This window comes from Candidatus Leptovillus gracilis (genome assembly GCA_016716065.1).
Classification (GTDB): Bacteria; Chloroflexota; Anaerolineae; order Promineifilales; family Promineifilaceae; genus Leptovillus; species Leptovillus gracilis.
In genome coordinates, this window is the sequence record JADJXA010000025.1 from 371,360 (window position 1) to 387,680 (window position 16,321).

At 56.8% G+C, this 16,321-nt stretch carries 23 protein-coding genes and 1 pseudogene; 10 read left to right on the forward strand and 14 right to left on the reverse strand.

Annotated features, from left to right (window positions below; all coding sequences use genetic code 11):
- Nucleotides 1–126: 126 nt before the first annotated feature.
- The 3 genes from IPM39_27670 to IPM39_27680 form a co-directional block, all read right to left on the reverse strand.
- Entirely contained in the window at nucleotides 127–1,248 is a 1,122-nt protein-coding gene (locus IPM39_27670) for a hypothetical protein (GenBank protein ID MBK8989796.1), read from the reverse strand.
- Between the two features lie 174 nt (nucleotides 1,249–1,422).
- Entirely contained in the window at nucleotides 1,423–1,620 is a 198-nt protein-coding gene (locus tag IPM39_27675; GenBank protein MBK8989797.1) for a hypothetical protein, read from the reverse strand.
- 110 nt (nucleotides 1,621–1,730) lie between these two features.
- Nucleotides 1,731–2,048: a hypothetical protein gene (locus IPM39_27680; protein MBK8989798.1), complete on the reverse strand. Its 318-nt coding sequence runs from the start codon at nucleotides 2,046–2,048 to the stop codon at nucleotides 1,731–1,733.
- A gap of 733 nt (nucleotides 2,049–2,781) precedes the next feature.
- Between IPM39_27680 and IPM39_27685 the strand changes: the two genes are divergently transcribed.
- From IPM39_27685 to IPM39_27710, 6 genes are all read left to right on the forward strand, one after another.
- Nucleotides 2,782–3,042: a hypothetical protein gene (locus IPM39_27685; protein MBK8989799.1), complete on the forward strand. Its 261-nt coding sequence runs from the start codon at nucleotides 2,782–2,784 to the stop codon at nucleotides 3,040–3,042.
- A gap of 44 nt (nucleotides 3,043–3,086) precedes the next feature.
- Nucleotides 3,087–3,281, forward strand: a complete 195-nt coding sequence (locus IPM39_27690; GenBank protein MBK8989800.1) for an SDR family NAD(P)-dependent oxidoreductase — start codon at nucleotides 3,087–3,089, stop codon at nucleotides 3,279–3,281.
- Between the two features lie 233 nt (nucleotides 3,282–3,514).
- Nucleotides 3,515–4,267, forward strand: a complete 753-nt coding sequence (locus IPM39_27695; protein ID MBK8989801.1) for an alpha/beta hydrolase — start codon at nucleotides 3,515–3,517, stop codon at nucleotides 4,265–4,267.
- Between the two features lie 31 nt (nucleotides 4,268–4,298).
- Nucleotides 4,299–4,718, forward strand: coding sequence for a hypothetical protein (locus IPM39_27700; GenBank protein ID MBK8989802.1), 420 nt, complete (start codon nucleotides 4,299–4,301; stop codon nucleotides 4,716–4,718).
- A gap of 1,055 nt (nucleotides 4,719–5,773) precedes the next feature.
- Nucleotides 5,774–6,151 carry a DUF3887 domain-containing protein gene (locus IPM39_27705; protein ID MBK8989803.1) on the forward strand — a complete coding sequence of 126 codons (378 nt, stop codon included), beginning with the start codon at nucleotides 5,774–5,776 and terminating at the stop codon, nucleotides 6,149–6,151.
- 215 nt (nucleotides 6,152–6,366) lie between these two features.
- On the forward strand, nucleotides 6,367–6,942 hold the full coding sequence (locus tag IPM39_27710) for an alpha/beta fold hydrolase (protein MBK8989804.1): 576 nt from the start codon (nucleotides 6,367–6,369) through the stop codon (nucleotides 6,940–6,942).
- Between the two features lie 83 nt (nucleotides 6,943–7,025).
- On the opposite strand, the gene IPM39_27715 is transcribed toward IPM39_27710, so the two are convergent.
- The 6 genes from IPM39_27715 to IPM39_27740 all read right to left on the reverse strand — a co-directional run bounded on the left by IPM39_27715 (nucleotide 7,026) and on the right by IPM39_27740 (nucleotide 10,583).
- Nucleotides 7,026–7,304 carry a hypothetical protein gene (locus tag IPM39_27715; GenBank protein ID MBK8989805.1) on the reverse strand — a complete coding sequence of 93 codons (279 nt, stop codon included), beginning with the start codon at nucleotides 7,302–7,304 and terminating at the stop codon, nucleotides 7,026–7,028.
- Between the two features lie 570 nt (nucleotides 7,305–7,874).
- The gene (locus IPM39_27720; protein ID MBK8989806.1) at nucleotides 7,875–8,210 is read right to left on the reverse strand and encodes a hypothetical protein; all 336 of its coding nucleotides are present in this window, start codon (nucleotides 8,208–8,210) and stop codon (nucleotides 7,875–7,877) included.
- Nucleotides 8,211–8,231: 21 nt separating this feature from the next.
- On the reverse strand, nucleotides 8,232–8,597 hold the full coding sequence (locus IPM39_27725; protein ID MBK8989807.1) for a hypothetical protein: 366 nt from the start codon (nucleotides 8,595–8,597) through the stop codon (nucleotides 8,232–8,234).
- Nucleotides 8,588–8,731, reverse strand: a complete 144-nt coding sequence (locus IPM39_27730; protein MBK8989808.1) for a hypothetical protein — start codon at nucleotides 8,729–8,731, stop codon at nucleotides 8,588–8,590. The genes IPM39_27725 and IPM39_27730 overlap by 10 nt, the downstream gene beginning before the upstream one ends.
- On the reverse strand, nucleotides 8,721–9,110 hold the full coding sequence (locus tag IPM39_27735) for a hypothetical protein (protein ID MBK8989809.1): 390 nt from the start codon (nucleotides 9,108–9,110) through the stop codon (nucleotides 8,721–8,723). The genes IPM39_27730 and IPM39_27735 overlap by 11 nt, the downstream gene beginning before the upstream one ends.
- A gap of 1,005 nt (nucleotides 9,111–10,115) precedes the next feature.
- Nucleotides 10,116–10,583 (reverse strand): META domain-containing protein, encoded by a 468-nt coding sequence (locus IPM39_27740; protein MBK8989810.1) that lies wholly within the window; start codon nucleotides 10,581–10,583, stop codon nucleotides 10,116–10,118.
- 128 nt (nucleotides 10,584–10,711) lie between these two features.
- Between IPM39_27740 and IPM39_27745 the strand changes: the two genes are divergently transcribed.
- A complete protein-coding gene (locus IPM39_27745) occupies nucleotides 10,712–10,924 on the forward strand; it encodes a hypothetical protein (protein MBK8989811.1) in 213 nt (70 codons plus the stop codon).
- 133 nt (nucleotides 10,925–11,057) lie between these two features.
- On the opposite strand, the gene IPM39_27750 is transcribed toward IPM39_27745, so the two are convergent.
- The 4 genes and pseudogenes from IPM39_27750 to IPM39_27765 all read right to left on the reverse strand — a co-directional run bounded on the left by IPM39_27750 (nucleotide 11,058) and on the right by IPM39_27765 (nucleotide 13,257).
- Nucleotides 11,058–11,288 (reverse strand): META domain-containing protein, encoded by a 231-nt coding sequence (locus tag IPM39_27750; GenBank protein ID MBK8989812.1) that lies wholly within the window; start codon nucleotides 11,286–11,288, stop codon nucleotides 11,058–11,060.
- Entirely contained in the window at nucleotides 11,275–11,493 is a 219-nt protein-coding gene (locus IPM39_27755; protein MBK8989813.1) for an META domain-containing protein, read from the reverse strand. Before IPM39_27755 ends, IPM39_27750 begins: the two co-directional genes overlap by 14 nt.
- Nucleotides 11,494–11,740: 247 nt before the next feature.
- A complete protein-coding gene (locus IPM39_27760) occupies nucleotides 11,741–11,923 on the reverse strand; it encodes an META domain-containing protein (GenBank protein MBK8989814.1) in 183 nt (60 codons plus the stop codon).
- A gap of 838 nt (nucleotides 11,924–12,761) precedes the next feature.
- A pseudogene (locus IPM39_27765) lies at nucleotides 12,762–13,257 on the reverse strand (DUF1269 domain-containing protein).
- Nucleotides 13,258–13,672: 415 nt separating this feature from the next.
- On the opposite strand from IPM39_27765, the gene IPM39_27770 reads away from it, so the two are divergent.
- Both IPM39_27770 and IPM39_27775 read left to right on the forward strand, forming a co-directional pair.
- The gene (locus IPM39_27770; GenBank protein MBK8989815.1) at nucleotides 13,673–13,861 is read left to right on the forward strand and encodes a hypothetical protein; all 189 of its coding nucleotides are present in this window, start codon (nucleotides 13,673–13,675) and stop codon (nucleotides 13,859–13,861) included.
- A 99-nt stretch (nucleotides 13,862–13,960) separates the two neighbouring features.
- On the forward strand, nucleotides 13,961–14,287 hold the full coding sequence (locus IPM39_27775) for a hypothetical protein (GenBank protein ID MBK8989816.1): 327 nt from the start codon (nucleotides 13,961–13,963) through the stop codon (nucleotides 14,285–14,287).
- 970 nt (nucleotides 14,288–15,257) lie between these two features.
- Here the strand turns inward: IPM39_27775 and IPM39_27780 are convergent.
- Complete coding sequence (locus IPM39_27780; protein MBK8989817.1) at nucleotides 15,258–15,446, reverse strand: hypothetical protein; 189 nt, start codon at nucleotides 15,444–15,446, stop codon at nucleotides 15,258–15,260.
- Nucleotides 15,447–15,684: 238 nt separating this feature from the next.
- Between IPM39_27780 and IPM39_27785 the strand changes: the two genes are divergently transcribed.
- On the forward strand, nucleotides 15,685–15,951 hold the full coding sequence (locus tag IPM39_27785; GenBank protein MBK8989818.1) for a hypothetical protein: 267 nt from the start codon (nucleotides 15,685–15,687) through the stop codon (nucleotides 15,949–15,951).
- The last annotated feature ends 370 nt before the right edge of the window (nucleotides 15,952–16,321 follow it).

Sequence of the window (16,321 nt, forward strand, 5' to 3'; positions counted from 1 at the left end):
AACCCACTCCCCATTCCACACTCATAGCCCCTCCGGCGAGGAGGTCGCCACCCCAACCCCACAAAAAAGAAAAAAAAGAAGGCCAGGCGGGTAACCGCCTGACCTTCTCTCTCTCACACCCTGCGCCTAAATCACGCCAAACATCACCTGCCGCGACTCGTTGATACGCCCCAGGTTGCCCGTCGCCTCCGCCAGGAAACCAGTCAGCTTGCGCTCCAACTCCAGCGACCGCTCCCAGAGCTTCTCCTTCGTCAACTGCCCGGCCGGACCGAGATGCACCTGCCGGGAGCAGATACGGCCGTTCACCCGCCGCCCTTTCTGCAATGCCGCCACCATCTTGCCCGGCTTCCGCCGGTCCTGCCGGTAGGTGATGGTGTAAATGCCATGCGGGAAGACCACTATCTTGCGCTGCGCCAGCTTCAACCAGCCTTCGCTCAGCGTCTCAAACCACTGCACCCGCATCTCGCCCCGCAGCCGGATGACCTCCCGCCCCATCAGGGACATCTCCGCGAAAGGCAGCAGGAAATCGTGGCGGTACTCCTGGTAAATCTTGACCAGCGAATCCCACTCCAGGTCGCCAACGGCCGCCGACACCTCCTCCCAGAGATGACCGGTCAGCCGCAGGGCCAAGATGAGCGCGCCACGGTACATCTGCTCCGGATACCAGCGTTCGCTGCTCATGCCCACCAGGGTGATGAGCAGGTCGCGGAAGAGGTCGGCCACCTCCGGCGGCGGTCCCTCTTCCCGGTTCAGCACCGCCCACTCCACCGGACGGGGGACCATGTCCCAGTCGTGCGCCTGCCGCAGCCGCCAGGACAGGTTGTCGTCGCCGGTCTCGTCGTCGGCGTCTATGCTGGTGATTGTGTCCACCAGGGTGTAGTCGCGGGCGACCAACGATTTCCAGCCGCCGTTCAGCCCGCGCACGTGGACCCAGCCGTAGTTCTTCAAGGCGGTACGGGCGCAGACGTAGGCGTAGGACAGCGGTTGGTCGCTGTTTTCCAGGAAGGCCAACAGCGCCGTCTGGGTCATGTCCGACCAGTGGGTGCGCCACTCAGGGCCGTTGAACCCATACTGCTGCCCCAACTCCCGCGCCAGCCCGCCAGCCCGCTGCCGCAACTCAGCCAGTTCTATCTCGCGCACCATCGGCCCGCCACCACCGCCGTCCACCGCCACAACGGGCAGGGAGGTTGTTTCCAATACATCTACCACTTGTGTCTGACGTGTTTCTAGATTAGAATGCGTATACATTTGGTTCGGCCCTCCTATGGCCGTAGACAATGAAGCCGGTTGAGCTGCTACTCAACCGGCTTCTCCCATTTCTCCGACCGGACACCCCGGCCAGACCAATAAACACCCACTACGCTCCCCGTCTCCCCCTCTCCCCGTCTCCCGCTCTCCCAGTCTCCCAGTCTCTCCATCTCCTCACGGGGTCGGCGACGAAAAATCATGCCCTTGCTCGCGCAAGACGCGCAGGGCCGTGCCCCAGGCATCGAGCGCCTGGTCGCTCTGGTGCGGTTCCCACTGCGGCTGAGGCGCCGCCTTCTTGGGACGCCGCTCACCCGGCACACGCCGTTGGTTGGGTTGGAGATAAATCGCTTTCTGTGGGTCTGGTTTGTTCATGAGTTCCTCCTCTGGAACGCAAGAGAGGCAGCCCGCGATGGACTGCCTCTCTTCCTATATATATGGGGTATGTTTAGATGGGTGGCCTGACGGCCGTTAACCTACAATGGTCACGCTTCGTCCGATGCAACCGGCGGGGTGGGGCGGTACGGCCGTTGCCACCAGGCGCGCCAGCCAGATTGCCTTATCGGCTCCTCGCCCAGGCAGACGGTGTAACTCAGGTGCAGCTTACCGCCGGGCAGGGGCAGCGTCAGGCTGACGCCGGCATCGCGGTGGTCGAGGACGAAGCAGTCGTTGACAGTCAGGCGAAAGGGGCCAAGGCTGGCCATCATGCTGTCTTCGTAAGGGCTGTGGTGTTCGTCATAATGGCGCGCCCAACGGCCGTAGATGAGGCGGGTGATGAGGCTGAAGATTCGTTCGTTTAGCATACAGGTCTCCTTTTGTTCAATGGGTTTATTATCGGACCGGCCCAATGCCAGCCCGTTCTCACCCACCTACAGCCGTAGGCTGTTTTGTCTGGGATGACCCGAACAAGCTGCAACAAAGAGAACGGATGCTTCGCATAGAGGTGCGTTGAGGAGACGCAGGTGTAGGATCCCGCAAAGATTGGGACTGGTCCCGTAAAGATTGGAACTCGTCCCGTAAAGATTGGGACTGAGATTAGCAATCTTCGCGAAAACCTGTGTTCTACCAGAGGTAGGCACAAACAGGACGGGGCAAACGCTTAGCCAGAGATTCGGGCATTCTGTAGGTCAGTTCCAATCTTTACGGGACTAAAATAGGCCTGTTCCAATCTTTGCGGGACAAAAATTCGGCTTTCCAGGTGTTTCCAGAGGTGCCAGTCCCAATCTTTACGGGACGAGTCCCAATCTTTACGGGATCCTACAGACAGCCACACCAGGGTGGGGGCGTCCCGGGTCGTTTAGCAGCGATGGTGGTGACGGCCGTTCTCCGGCTCTCCGGGCAGTGGCAGGCGACGACATCGCATCCTATAATCCTCGGTTATCAGAACCTAATACGAGCCGAGTGGCAGGTGAACCATGAGGGCGACAAAGCGCTGGTACCGGTGGGCAGCGGGACATAGATTTTTACGGGGATGGGATAACGGCCGTTATGGGGGCAGTAGACGGCCGTCATCCTACTACAACAAGGCAGACATTCATGGCTGACGAACGAGAACGGGCCGAATTACAACGTCATATCCAAGAAGCCGAGGAACGGGCAGCGGCCGGCGGCCATCGCTTAGCCCTGGCGGCGCGTCAGCCAACCAGGTCTTTTTGTCCGCGAAACGACCTGCACCCGCTGCGGCGAGAAAGCTCAGGCCGGCTACACAACGCTGCTGGTGGCTTTTGCCCGCGATTGTCCGGGGGTTGGGTGAAGGGTGAGGTGGTAAACGGCCGTTTACCGTTGTCCATTGGTTAGGCAGCCGACTGCCACCTGGCGGCGGCCAACAAGGAGAGCAGATCATGCGTAAACAGACAGAGACAAGGCGTGTCGCCCTGATAACAGGGGCGAATGGGGCCATCGGCCTGGCGATTGCCCGCCAGTTGGCCGCCCTGCCTGGATATGAACTGGTCCTGGTGGGCCGGAACGAGGCGCGTCTGGCGGCCGTCGCCGCGCTCTACCAACTCTGCCTCCGATATACTCGTGGGCACGATTGATTTTTCGCCAGCCATCGCTGTCAGCATCAGGCATGGTGACGGAGGTTGACGCCGATGAAGGACATACAACCAATCGGCCGTCATTTCATCAGCGACGGGAGTTCAACCGGATGCTGCAGGATATTCTGGCATGGGTCGGCGTCTACATTGAGGGTCAAGAGAAGGCCACTCCGGTGGAGCAATATGGCCAGATTCAAAAGAAGCAATAGCCAAGAGACGTGAAAAGGTGAAAAATGGCTCACATTTCCCGAAGAAAAAACATCCTGGGTTTCATTGGCATCCTGTTCGTCGGTCTGGCTGTTTGGGGCGGGTTGTGGGCAACTTACGCCCGGTCGCCTTTGCCGGAAGCGGTTGCCGCGTTACAGAGCGACGAGGTTATCGTCGTGACCGCTGGGCCCTGGTTGACGTTCACCCCGACGCAAACGGCCGTCGATACCGGCTTCATTTTCTACCCCGGCGGCCGGATTGATCCCCGCGCCTACGCCGGTTTGCTGCGAACCATCGCCGAAAATGGGTATCTGGTTGTCGTGCCGACCATGCCCATTAACATGGCGATATTTGACGTCAATGTCGCTGACGAAATCATCGCCGCCCACCCTGAAATTGAGCAATGGGTTATCGGGGGACACTCAGTTGGTGGTACGTCTGCCGCCTTATATGTCGCCGCCCATCCCGATCAAATGGACGGGTTAGCTATCTGGTCATCCTACCCGGCGGACAACAGCGACATTTCCAGCCTGGACATACCGGTGATTTTGCTTTATGGCGGTAATGAACTGGGTGTAACCGATGAAAGCGTGGGCGCCCGCAAACATCTGCTGCCGCCGGATGCGCTCTATGTCAGGATAGAGGGGGGCGACCATCACCAGTTCGGCGCTTATCAACTCGGCACTGAAGCTAACCTGGCGACTATAAGCCGCGAAGCCCAACACGCGCAAATTCTAGTGGCGATGCTTGAACTGCTAAACGCTGCCGCCCGAAGATAATGAATTTCTCTACGAAGGAAAACTCTCAACTATGTTTGTCCAGATTGTCATCGTCACATTCATCTTGCTTGAATTTTCGAATGTTCTAGCCTTGTATTTTGCGCCCAGCTCAAGATACGCCAATGCTGTTGGCGTTTTCACCGCCTGGGACAAGTCAGAACAGTACCCGGAAATCCATGAGTTTGTTAACTATCTGGTGAACTGGATCGCCGGGACAAAACTGATTTTCTTGTCACTATTGGCAATTATTGTTCTCTACGCCGATGCCGAACTGCAACGGCTCAGCCTGTGGGTGCTGGCCTTGACGACGGCTTCGTTCTACTGGCGCTTATTCCCGCTTATTCGTAACATGGGGCGGAACGGACAAGTCGAACCCCGGAATTATGCGACAACTTTAGGCGTTATGATTTTGGTGTTCATCGCTGCCTTTGTCAGCGCGGCGATTTTTTGAAGACTGCTGTGGCGAAGGATGACCCATTGCTTCGCGCAAAAGATTTCCTGGACCGTTTAGGGGATTGGGTCCCTACCCCTCAAAATGGTTCAATCCAGCTTTCTCACAAACCCTACCTCTGGTGGCGATTCTTACAACCCGGCCAAATCATCTAATTTTCAGACTTTGATTTTAGAGTCTCTACCTCTGGTGGTTAGTTTGAATTAAGCCTTTTCCAGTCTTGAAGCAAAACCCGTGCAGGAAACGGCCGTCGGTTGACATGCATCAGGACACCATTCCCCCGGTTGCCGGCTGCCAAACGGCTGTTGTGCCCCTGTCTCATGCTACAATTTGGGCAAGAAACCATAATCGGAGGCGGACTATGCTTGAATTCACCGGCCTTTGCCTGTGACCCCAAAGAGTACGAAGCGCTGCGGTAGACGGTCATCAAGCAGTATGGTTCGGTGTACGGACACCTGGCCCCGCCGGAAGCACAGCCGCCGCGCCCCCAGCGTCCGCCGCGTAAACGCCAAAGTCGTCATTGAAAACGGCCGTTAACTCCACCAGGGACAAATGACAAAAACGGCCGTTTTGTCCTGCCTGGCGCAGATGATGGCGAGTGACCAGGCGGGACGATACCTGGTCAGATGAAACAGGTCATATTTGGGGCGTTAGACTTTGCCAGGTTCGAAAGGCCGTTAAATCATACTAAAAGCGGGAAAAATGGAGTAACTTCAAGATAAAATTCAGAAAACGCCCCAGAATGCCGATTAAATGGGCTTTCCGAGCATTAACCCAAATTTCGCAGAAAGCTATCGTTTCAGTCGAGTAGCCTTGCCAGGCTAAATGTGGCATACGCCCTGGTTTTCACTGGCGAGATAGAACGCCCCAAATGTGACCACTTTCATGTGGCCTAGTGTCCGGGACCGTATTTGCGTTTCAGGTAGGAATAAAGGGTGGGGAGAACGGCCGTTGGCGTGCGTACCATTTTCCCCAACTACCAGTTGCACCAACCCACGTTCGCAGATACAACTGAACGGAATGGGGTAAAGTTCTTTCCAAAAGTGAGGTTTACCATGCAATTGCGCAAAACAACTCTAGTCCTTATTCTCCTGGCTTCTCTGACCCTGACAGCCCTGGCCGCCTGCGGACCACAGGCGACGGCGGCCGTCTCCGAGGCATATGTCACCACGCTGGCGGAGGAGAAGATGCAGGCCCTTAACGATGGCGATTACGCCACCTTTACCGCCGACTTCAGCGATGTGCTGGCAAACGCGATACCGGAGGATAGTTTTCAGGATTTGCGGGAGACAATTCTGGGGGCCAGCGGTCGGTTTGAGTCCGTCACCGGATTGCGCCTGGCCCAACGCCAAGACGCCAGGATACGTCAACTATGGTATCACCTGCAAATTCGAGGAGGAGGAGGTACTGCTAACCCTGGTATATGCCGTTGATGGCGAGCAAGTCGAAGGCATTTTCTTCAATGCGCCGAAGCTGAATCAGGCGATGCAAGCCCCTTAAACCCGCAGGCGGCAAGAACCCAACATGACCGATTTTCACCAAACACCCTCTCTTCTCACCGAACACATCCTCTGGCGTAATGGCTGTCCGCTACATTATTGGCTGGGCGGCCCGGCCCAGCCGTTGCTCGTCTTCATGCAGGGCCACTATGGACCACCGCATGTTCAACGCCCAGGTCGAAGCGTTTGTCTCTGAGTACCGCCTCCTGGTCTGGGACGCCCGCGGACACGGCCAGTCACAGCCCATCGGTGGTGGCTTCTCACTGGAGCAGTGCGCCCAGGACATGCTGGTCATCCTCGATGAGTTGGGCGTCTCCCAGGCCATTCTCTGCGGCCAATCATTGGGCGGCTACGTCGCTCAACACCTTTACCGGCGCGCGCCAGAAAGGGTGGCGGCGATGATCCTCATCGGCTCCACCCCCATCGCCAAAGCGTACAGCCGAATGGAAGTGTGGGCGCTGAAAGCCTCGCTGCCACTCTTCCGCCTCTGGCCTTACGACCATTTCACACAGACCATCTCCCGCAGCACGGCGCTGACGCCGGCCGTGCAGGCCTATGCCCTGCAGGCGGCGCGGCAAGTTCAGCCGGCCGACTTCGCTGCCATCTGGCAAGCAGTCACCCTGGCAGTGGATGAGAAGGGCGACCCAGGCTTGCGCATAGATGTGCCACTGCTCCTGCTACATGGCGAGTGGTTTTCTGACCTTCATGAATCCGGGAATCGTTAATGCCCTCATTGCATCGAACCACAATCGGTTGGGAAGAAACTAAACCCATCCCACGAGACAGGCAAAGTAAGATTATTTTTGAGTCAATGCGGGGTATAAGCAACGTCGTAATAAGCCAGCAGTGACACACCCAAAATGACCGGAAACAAAAGCAGCCCATACCCCACGCCAAAGGTAATGCCGCTGCGCCAGGCATAAGCCCCATGATCCCCCTTCTGTCCAAAAACAGGGAGCGTCCAACCGCCAATGCCGCCACCCAGCAGTCCACCCAAACCGGAAATAAAAAGGGCCAGCAAAACGCCGGTCGCCAGCCGGACCACCGGGTTGTCGTAAATAAACCAGTTGGGGGGGAACCTGATCAAACAAGAAGAAGCTGACGATATTCCCCATCATCAGCCCACCACCGTACGCCATGCTGGTGAACAGTAGTTGAACCGGATAGGGCTTTGTCACCATATCAGGAAACTGCATTTAAGGTTTTACCAATTCCATATCACCCATAAAAGCGTCCCGGTCGGCGTCTGGCCGAACAGCAGCGCCATCTCGCTAATTTGGGTTAAATCCACCCGGCAAAATCGCTCAACAACAGGCGCACCGTGGTCATGGGGGGCGCCCGGTGAACAGCCCATCCACGAAAATGTCGTCTTCTTGCATGCTTCCCGGCGGGAAGGCCAACGCTGGTTCGTCTGGGCGGGTCTGGACGACGCCGTAGCCCCAGTGCGGTCGGTTAGCTGTACCGCGAAGCTTTAGGTTTGCCGGGTTGGTTCAAGGAGATGAGGATCAACGGCCGTTCTCAAGCTCATCGTCGTAAAGCCACTCAAATCACCGGCGCCCTCCGGCAGCGCCAACGCAGAGCGCTGTCCGGCTGCTCCCAAGAGACCACCACCATCGCCGGGTTGCCTGGAATAGTCACATTGGCCCGTTTGCAAGGTTCACTGCCCGGCCGTACCGAGGGTGTAAAATAACCTTCCTCGCAGAAGAAAGTCGTCAGCCCTCAGCGGTGACCGCGCCGCCAGCCAGATTGGTTGCCAGTTCCGCTTCGCCGGCCGGAACCAGCAGCGGCAAGCGGTTGGCCGCCGCCGCCAGGGCATCACCCGCGCCGGCTGCTCGAACAAAGAGTTGGGCGTCAGCGCCGTCGGGTTTATGTTCAGGCGGGCCATCGCCTCATCCACGGCCTGGAGATCGTCGCTAAAGAGAGTGGTCAGGAAAGTGAGGGCCATATCGGTAAGGAATTGGCGTTGATCCTCCCTGACAGCAGTTCGGTGCACTCCGGGCGGTCGGGGATCTGATCATGTCGCGGTCAAGAATTTCGTTAAAGCGTTGTGGTTGGCCTGCTCCAACCAGACCGACAAGGCCCACTCCTTCTGGCTAGGGTCTAACCGCGCCCCTTCAAAAAGCTGCCCATCCTGACCGACCACATCCCCATCGCAGGCTGGCAGAATCACCACCTGGGGCACAAGCGAACCAGTGGGCTTGGTGAAGACGGCGCTGGGGCCAGCAGCAGCAGCCCGTGAACCGGCCCATAGCCAAATGTTTCTGGGGCATCTGGCAAGGCCAGACCCTGGCTGTTGGTCAGCCAACTGGCGGCCCTCGCCGCCTCGTGAATGGCCGAAGAAGGCTAGTCGGCTCATATCGGCGCGGCCGTTTAGCGCCACGCCAAATCGTTCTGGCCGCCGGCCGCTGCTTCAGCCAGCGCATCCAGGTGCAGTGCGGCCAGTTGGGACAGCCGTTCGCCGGGTATACCTTCGCCAAAACCGAAGGTGTTCTCGGCATTGAAGTTAGGCGCCACGGCCACATAGCCCGCAGCCGCCAGCGCTTCCGCCAGATAAGCAAAGCCCTGATAATTGGGTTTGCTCTACCCTCCGGATCACAGGGCCAGCGATCCACGCCGCCTTGCTCTTCCGGGCAGCCGGATGCGCGCGGAAGATGACCACGACCGATAGGCCAGCGTCACCCACCGGGACGGCGATGACGCCATTCAGGCGTACCGGCATATTGTGAAAGCGGCTGTCTTCGGGAAAGTTGGATTGCACGATGGTGGTTTCACCCAGGTTGTATTCAACGGCGTTGGCGCTGAGCTGCCATATCGCCTGTTTGTGGTTCCGGGTGGGTCCTGCCAGCGGGGTGGCGGTGGGAACGGCCGATTTTCGGGCGGGAGAGCGGCGCAAGCAGTCAGGATGAAAAATATAAAGGCGGGAGGAGTATGGATTTTTCGATGAATTAGCTCGAGGTTTGTATCCGCCGTGGATAGGTAGAAGAGTGGATTAGTAGCTCCCGATGAAAATAGCTATGAGCACAAGGCTCAGGCAGACGGATGCCAGGATCAGGCCCGTTTTCCGGGATTGGTATCGGTATGTTTTCCCCAACTATAGCCGGTGCCAAAGATGGACGATAACCGATATGAAATTGGAGATTTGGATAGCCAGGGCGGTATTTTACGGGCAGCAGCGAGGGGCATGAGGGATGGCAGAACCACAATGACGGATACCAGCACCGGGCAATGGCGCCAACCACATCTGCGCGCTGCAAGCCCTACTTCTTGGGGTTCCGCCTGGCGCAAATGAGCGAGAATATCGTCACTCAAGTTGGTATCTCTGCTTCTCATTGGTGATTGGCTCCAGAATAAAAACTCGCTCATCGGCTATGGCGTCAACGGCCGTTTCTTCTTTATCGGCCGCGCAAAGTATTGCAGCAGGCGATGCCGTTCGCCACGCTGAAAAGTTCGGTCAGGGCATACATGACACCATCAATAGTCCCCCAAATGGCAACGGCGCCCAGGATGGCAAAAAATAATTCTGTGCTATAGCCCGTTGAAAAGGATGTACTAATGACGCCGTTGTACATCAGAATGCTGTAGGAAAGTGTAAAGAGCAGTGCAACAGAATGCTAAAGAAGGTTGCTGAAAGGCATCAATGGGGTCCAGATAATTGCCCACAATAACTTTAACCAGTAAACCTTCTTTAGGGGCGCTCCGTCTGCGATGTTGGGAGGGTCTTCTTGTTGACACTGATTTGTTCGTTGGGTTTGATGGCTGGTAAGCATAACCAACCATCAAACGCAATGCGATTTTTACGGTATTCTGTTGGCAACCACTGCACCTGGTTGCCAGCCGTGCGGATTTCAGAGTGTTACCGTCGATGTGCGGAAAGTGGCCGCTGAGGGCAGGGCACTGTTCAAGAAATCGAATTCCTGTTCCACCATGCCGGAGGTGGTTCCGAACAGAGTATTTGGGTCCCAGCGGGCAAACCAATGGTGATATTACTGCCATTGGCCTGTGAGGATGTGGAGTAGGTATTGCAGCCGCTGCTTTGCCGATCAAAACCGCCGCTGGCCCCAAACTCCATTGTCAGGCTTGTGCCAAGCAGCGGCGTGACAAGACCACCACGGCCGTTATTGAAATTCGCCACCCACCTCCCAACGAGTTCCGACCAGGGATCAGGCGCCGCCCCGCTCACGTTGACGGTTACCTGACGGAAGATCACGGCCCGATCGCGCTGCAAAACGCGCATCTCATACGTCGTGGTGACGGTGGGGCAGACTTGCTCCTGCCTGACCGGTGCGCGGGAAGTCTCGAACTGCTCGCCCAGTGGATAAGCCCCACGGCCTGGATGTTCTGCACCGACCAGCGCAGCGTGGTGCATCCACCCTGATTGATATTGGTGCGATCAGCGCCGAACGAGATTTCTGGCGTGTGTGTTGGTTGGCGCCGGCACAGGGGAGGGCGCGTTGGCGCGGCGGTGGAACCACAATTACCGGCGGCGCCACCTCAATGACAGGTACGTTTTCCGCATTGGTGGCGATGACGAAGTCGGCCGAGGCCCAGCCAACGCCGCCCGGCGCAGACGGCACGGCCGCCGCCCACCAGCGGGTTATCGGCGCTGCGGCCCACAATTTCACCTTCATCACCATCCCGCGCAAACCCGATGACCGGGAAGTTGACGCCAGGACCAGAACGAATGTTAAGCCCTTTGGGGTGAATTGACGCGGCCAGTGGGAGCGGCCGGTTCAGTTCCAGTAGGAACCAGCTCTTCGAGTTCGCGGATCATGATCAAGGCCATTGGTCATCGGCCGTGCGCATTTGCATATTGCCCTGGATGGTGTAGGTGACGGCGCCATCAGGGCGGCCAGAAATTCGCTTTCCTGCTCCATGATGCCCGGTTCCTCGCAGAAGCGCATAGTTGAGCCTGGCATCCAATTTCTATGGAACCATCACTGACCGTAAAGCTGGCGAAGTATCGGTTACAACCGGCGTTACCGCTGAGGTCGCCTTCCACGCCAAAGTAGGTCAGAAATTCTGTGCCAGTGATGAGGCCGACGACAGCATCTCGCCAATTATTGTAGTTCACCACTTCCCAGGCTGTGCCGGTCAGACGGTGGATTGGAGCGCAAAGATGGCGACCTGACCGCCAGAAAGCGGAAAGCGTATTCGCTGATGGTGAAGCTGTCGGTTTGAGTCAACGCTGCCATAAAGGCTGTGGCCTGGGTCATCACCGCTTCTTCGCAGGCCATCATGGTGGATGCGCCGGGCTGGCTGAAAGTGGCTGCTGCCATCCTGGGTATAGCCGGTGTTGAACTGGTTGCCATCCGTGCCGGAGACAGTGCCATCTGTACCGGAACTGGAGGGTAACGGCCGTCCCGGAAATAGGCATCTCGCCATTTAAGGCACTCAACACCCAACCGGTACCGCCGGAGATCTGCCGGCTACCATTCCGGACGAAGCGACGACCGCCGCCGGAGCAGCGGCGTCGGCTGTGCCGGCCACAAAAGTGGCTCACAACCTGGTCGCCCGCTTGCAGGTTCAACTGATTGCAGAGGCGGTAAAGCTGGTAGCAGAATCAAGGGCTGCCATATAGGCTGTTGCCTGATTCATGATCGGGTCTTCACAGGCCATCATGGTCGTCGCCGCAGCCGACAGGTCGATTGTCAGATTGGCGCCGTCCTGTGTAAGTGGCGCTGAACCGGTTACAACCGTCTGTACCAAAGGCCGTGCCATCTGTGCCAAACTGGAGGGTAACAACACTGTTTTGCTACCGGCAGGCTGTCATTTAAGGAACTCAATATCCAGTTTGTTCCGGCCAGGTCTATGCTGGCTTCTGGTCCGGCCGTCTGCTGGCACGCCACCAGTAGAAACAAGGTGATTGCCAGCAATGTGATTCTTATCGTTTTTTTTCATGCAAGTCTTCTCCTCTGAATATAAAATAGTTGGTAAACTTGACAATTTAGTCATGCGCCATCATATCAATAGCGACGGTAATTGCCAAAATTACAATATCATTTTGCCTCGGTTCAATCTGAACGCCATATGTCGGCTATCCGGAACCATTTTCTGGAGACTTCGGCGATCTTGTTCCCGCCCTCGCCAATGGTGTATTCGAGGCTCAGGATATTTACCCTGCACGTTTGGATCCGGACCGTCACCAATTTTCACCACCCAACGATGACGCAGGGGCGATCAGCGCTTTCTGACGGTATTGGGCGGCTCGCCATTCGGCCCCTCAATCGTCATCATGTCTCTGACCCGCAGTAACTTCCCTGAATTTTGCACAAAGTCTGCCCTTGCATATCTTCAAAGAAGAGCGTGTCGCGCACGCGCATTTTGCCATCTACCTTGGAAAGCACGCTGACCGTTCTCATCCTCAATCCAGAAATCATCGCCAAAGGCAACCAATTTCTACCGCATTCTGTAGGTGTTGTTCTCGTCGTCCTTTATCTGGCATGGTTTTGCCTCCACTCTCTATAAAGTTAGCCCACAGTAGGTATCAGATTGAAGATTGATCCCTACCGGGTCATTGGCTAATATTTGGATGACAAGCACGGCGTTACCCGCCGAAATCTTCCATCAACCGTGCTTCCTGCTCATTCGTCAAATTAGATTGAATCAACTCAGCCGAAACGCCCTGGAATGCGCTTCCGTCACACGGTCTTGCACAGCGCCGCTAGCCATCAAAAGAGCGCCGACGTGCCTTCCGTCACCTGATCGCGCACTTCCTTGATGAATCTGTCGTTGATACCGTAGTCGGCAACCTTGCCCGTCAACGCCGGTCGCTGCTATAGGCCAAGCCAAAAACGGCACAAAGAAGATGAGACCAAAGAGCATCCCCCCAAAATGCGCCAGAGAGGGCAGCCTGGCCGGTCATGCTGCCGTAGTTGTGAGTTTTGGGTTTTCTTGCCCTTTGCCCACGGCTTTGACCATCGTTGATCTGGATCAAATGCTGCTTCGACAGTTCAACAAGCTTATTGAGCGCATCTTACGCCCCCCATGGGGTCATCAAATTTCCAAACGGTTAATGTGGAGCTCTGACCGAAAAAGGTCAAGTATCTAAAAGGTTAACATAAATCTGAGAATTGAGATAAAATAAGGGTAAATCATACCAGGAGTCCTCTATATGTTTCCGGGAAAGAACCCAACCAGCAATCCAGCCTTTTTGACACCTTGTGGCTCCCCAAGATGAAAAGGACAGCTTGTTGACCTCTTGAAGGACACCTTCCGCCAGGAAGTCTTTGGTCATCCCGAACATTGTTTGCGCCCCTGTTCAGCGACATCGAATCGCGTCCAACGCGCCCATCAATGTCATCCATAGGCGGCGAGATTCTGAAGGCTGGCTTTGGCTGGACGGACGAAGAAGCTTGGACCATCTCGGCTTTGACCTGTTGACGCGCCATGCCCTGGGACTGATGAAGTGCGCGCCGAAGCGCCGACCATCCGTACCTTCTACAACTTGCGGCGACGGTGCGGAGCAATGCGCAGGAGAACGGCCAGAATCTGTATAGCGAGGTGTTCGCCCACATCACCGACGAACAAATCAGCAAGTTTGCGGTGAAAACGAACTGGCAGCGGATGGACAGCACGCAGTTGTTAAGCAACATCGCCCTGATGAACCGGTTGGAACTGGTGATAGCCACGCTGCAAAGGGGGTGAGCGGTCTGCCGAAAGCTTTCAGCAACAGCGGTGGGGCCAGCGCAAGAAGCTACTTGAGCCAACCGGCGCAGACTATCTGCTATCGCCTGAAAGCGGCCGATGCACGCCGCATCTGCAAGCCGTGGGGCAGTTGTTGCTGCAAGTGTGGATGCAATTGAGGCGCATGAAGCCGATGCGAGCCTGATTGCCATCGTAGCGCGGGTGATTCGGGAGCAATATCAGGTTGAAGGAAAACGTCATCACGCTGCTGGCCAAGCAGCGGCGATAAGCGGCGACAGCCTGCAATCGCCCCACGACCCAGAGGCGACCTATCGGCACAAGCACGAGCAGGGCTACAAAGGATATGTGTCGAGCGCGAGACGTGTGACCCGGACCAACGCGGTGCAGTTGATCACCAGCGTGCAAACGGCGCCCAACTGTGGATGATGGTCAACTGCTGGCCGACACCTGATTGACCTGGCGCAGCGGCAGGTGGTGATAGACCAGGCGACCGTGGATGGTACGGCTGCAACGGTCCCTGCAATGTGAAGCGGCAGGCCGGCAGCACTGCGTTCAAGGGCGCCCGACCCGATTCGTGGTGGGCAGACGGACGGACCAATCTTTCGAGATTGGTCAATCCTTCCGCATATCATTTATTTTCATTCCCAGCGGGTGTTAATCGCCTCAAGTGACCAATCATCCATGAACCAGCCGTTGTTGAACCCATCGAACGGTTACGGAAAGGCCGCCGAGGCGTACTGTTTGCGGTTGGCTGAGCGTAAATTCGTAACTTTGTGTTGACGACGACCACCGGCGGGGACCACCCGGTACCGCCGGTGTTGTAGACAACAATGCGGTATTCGGCCGCCAGGTTCCTGCTGAAGACTTCTTTTTGCCATCATAAACGATGACTGTGTCCGGGAAGAAACGAATGGTGAAGCGATAGGTTCGGGTTCACAGGCCACATCTGTAGATGGCAAAATTCGTCGGCGCGCCGCCCTTAAAGCTTTGATGGTTTTCTGACCGTCAAAGACGAATGGATGCTCGTTCTGGCGTGAATGAGACTGGCAAGAAGACGGACTTCGGGACGCAAGAGTTGCCGCCGCTGCCGGGGACCAGGTTATTCGGTCGCTATCAACAGCCAGGGCCATTCGTCCAGGCAACTACCATTCAGACACGCCTTCGAAGAAGTACCAGCCCGCTTCAAATGAAGGGTGGGCGGCTAGTTGGCGCTAGCGGATTTGGGTAGTTTGTCCTGGGCAGGGCTGGCAGCAACCGCCGTTTCTTCTCCCGACCAAACCGGGAATGATGTGCTTCCCACTGCAATCATTAGAATCGCTCAGGTTGTTGGCGGCGCTGATGTCGTCCACGCTCCGCCGGTTTTGGCGGCGGCGAGCCGGACAAAGTATCTACAGGCTTACTGGTGTAACTCCGAACCTTCAACCGGAACGCCGTAGTCGCCGGAGCTGTCGTGGCCGCCGAAGCTGTCGTGGGTGGTACCGGGTTTGGCGTTGGGGCCGCTTCTGTCGCTTCCAGAGCGGGCGTTACGGTGACTGGCTACTTCCACCACGCGGGTCACTTCCGGAACTTCGACCGGAACTCCCACGGTAACTTCTGGGGCGACCCGCGTTACCTCGGTCGTCACCATGACCTTCGCTAACCACCCTCGCGAGTGACCTCGATAGTCTGTGGCTCCGACGCGCAGGCGACCAGGATCATCGCCAGAACGAGCAGCCCGATCAACAGGCCAATTGATTTCTTCCCGTCCGTATTACGTCTCCTTGTTTGCTGGTGATTGGTGAACTCGCCATTTTGAACAAATTCAGCGCATTAATAGTGATTTGTTGCGACAAGCACACAATCCCATTCCAGACGTCATTACCACCATCTTCTTCATTGCCTGCAGCCCACTTCCGGCCGTCCGGCAGTTGTTCCTGGCTGCTTCCGGTCTGTTAGCCGTCACAGTCTTGGGCCTGATTTATGCCACGACGCTCCAACGGAGACATCAACAATGGCAGCAGCCAGACTATTTGCTGGATACCGGAATTCAAGTGCCGGCTCAATCTTGGGGGACCGTCCACTACACCGGTTATCCGCTCACACAATTTTAGCGCATTGCTCACCCACCAACGGCCCGTTGCCCTGGGCGCACCGCCGGCCTGGCTGCCTCAGTGACCTCTCTGGTCTGGTCACTGCTGGCTTCTTTTTTTATCTGATCTTGTGCCGCGTTTTGCAGGGTAATTCGATTCTAGCCGGCTGACTGTGTTGGTTGTCGGTTTGGCGGAGACTTTTTGGCTGCAGTATCATCGCCGAAGTGTACAGCTTCAGCTTGCTGCTGGTGAGTCTGACCATCTTGATGAGTCTTCTGGCTGCGAGAGCAGTGGGAAGCGGGCGAGTGGTGGCGTTGGTACTTGTGTTGGGAACGGGGGTTGCCCACCACCGTATTCTGCTGTTTCTCCTCCCCTGGTACTGTTGCTGGTC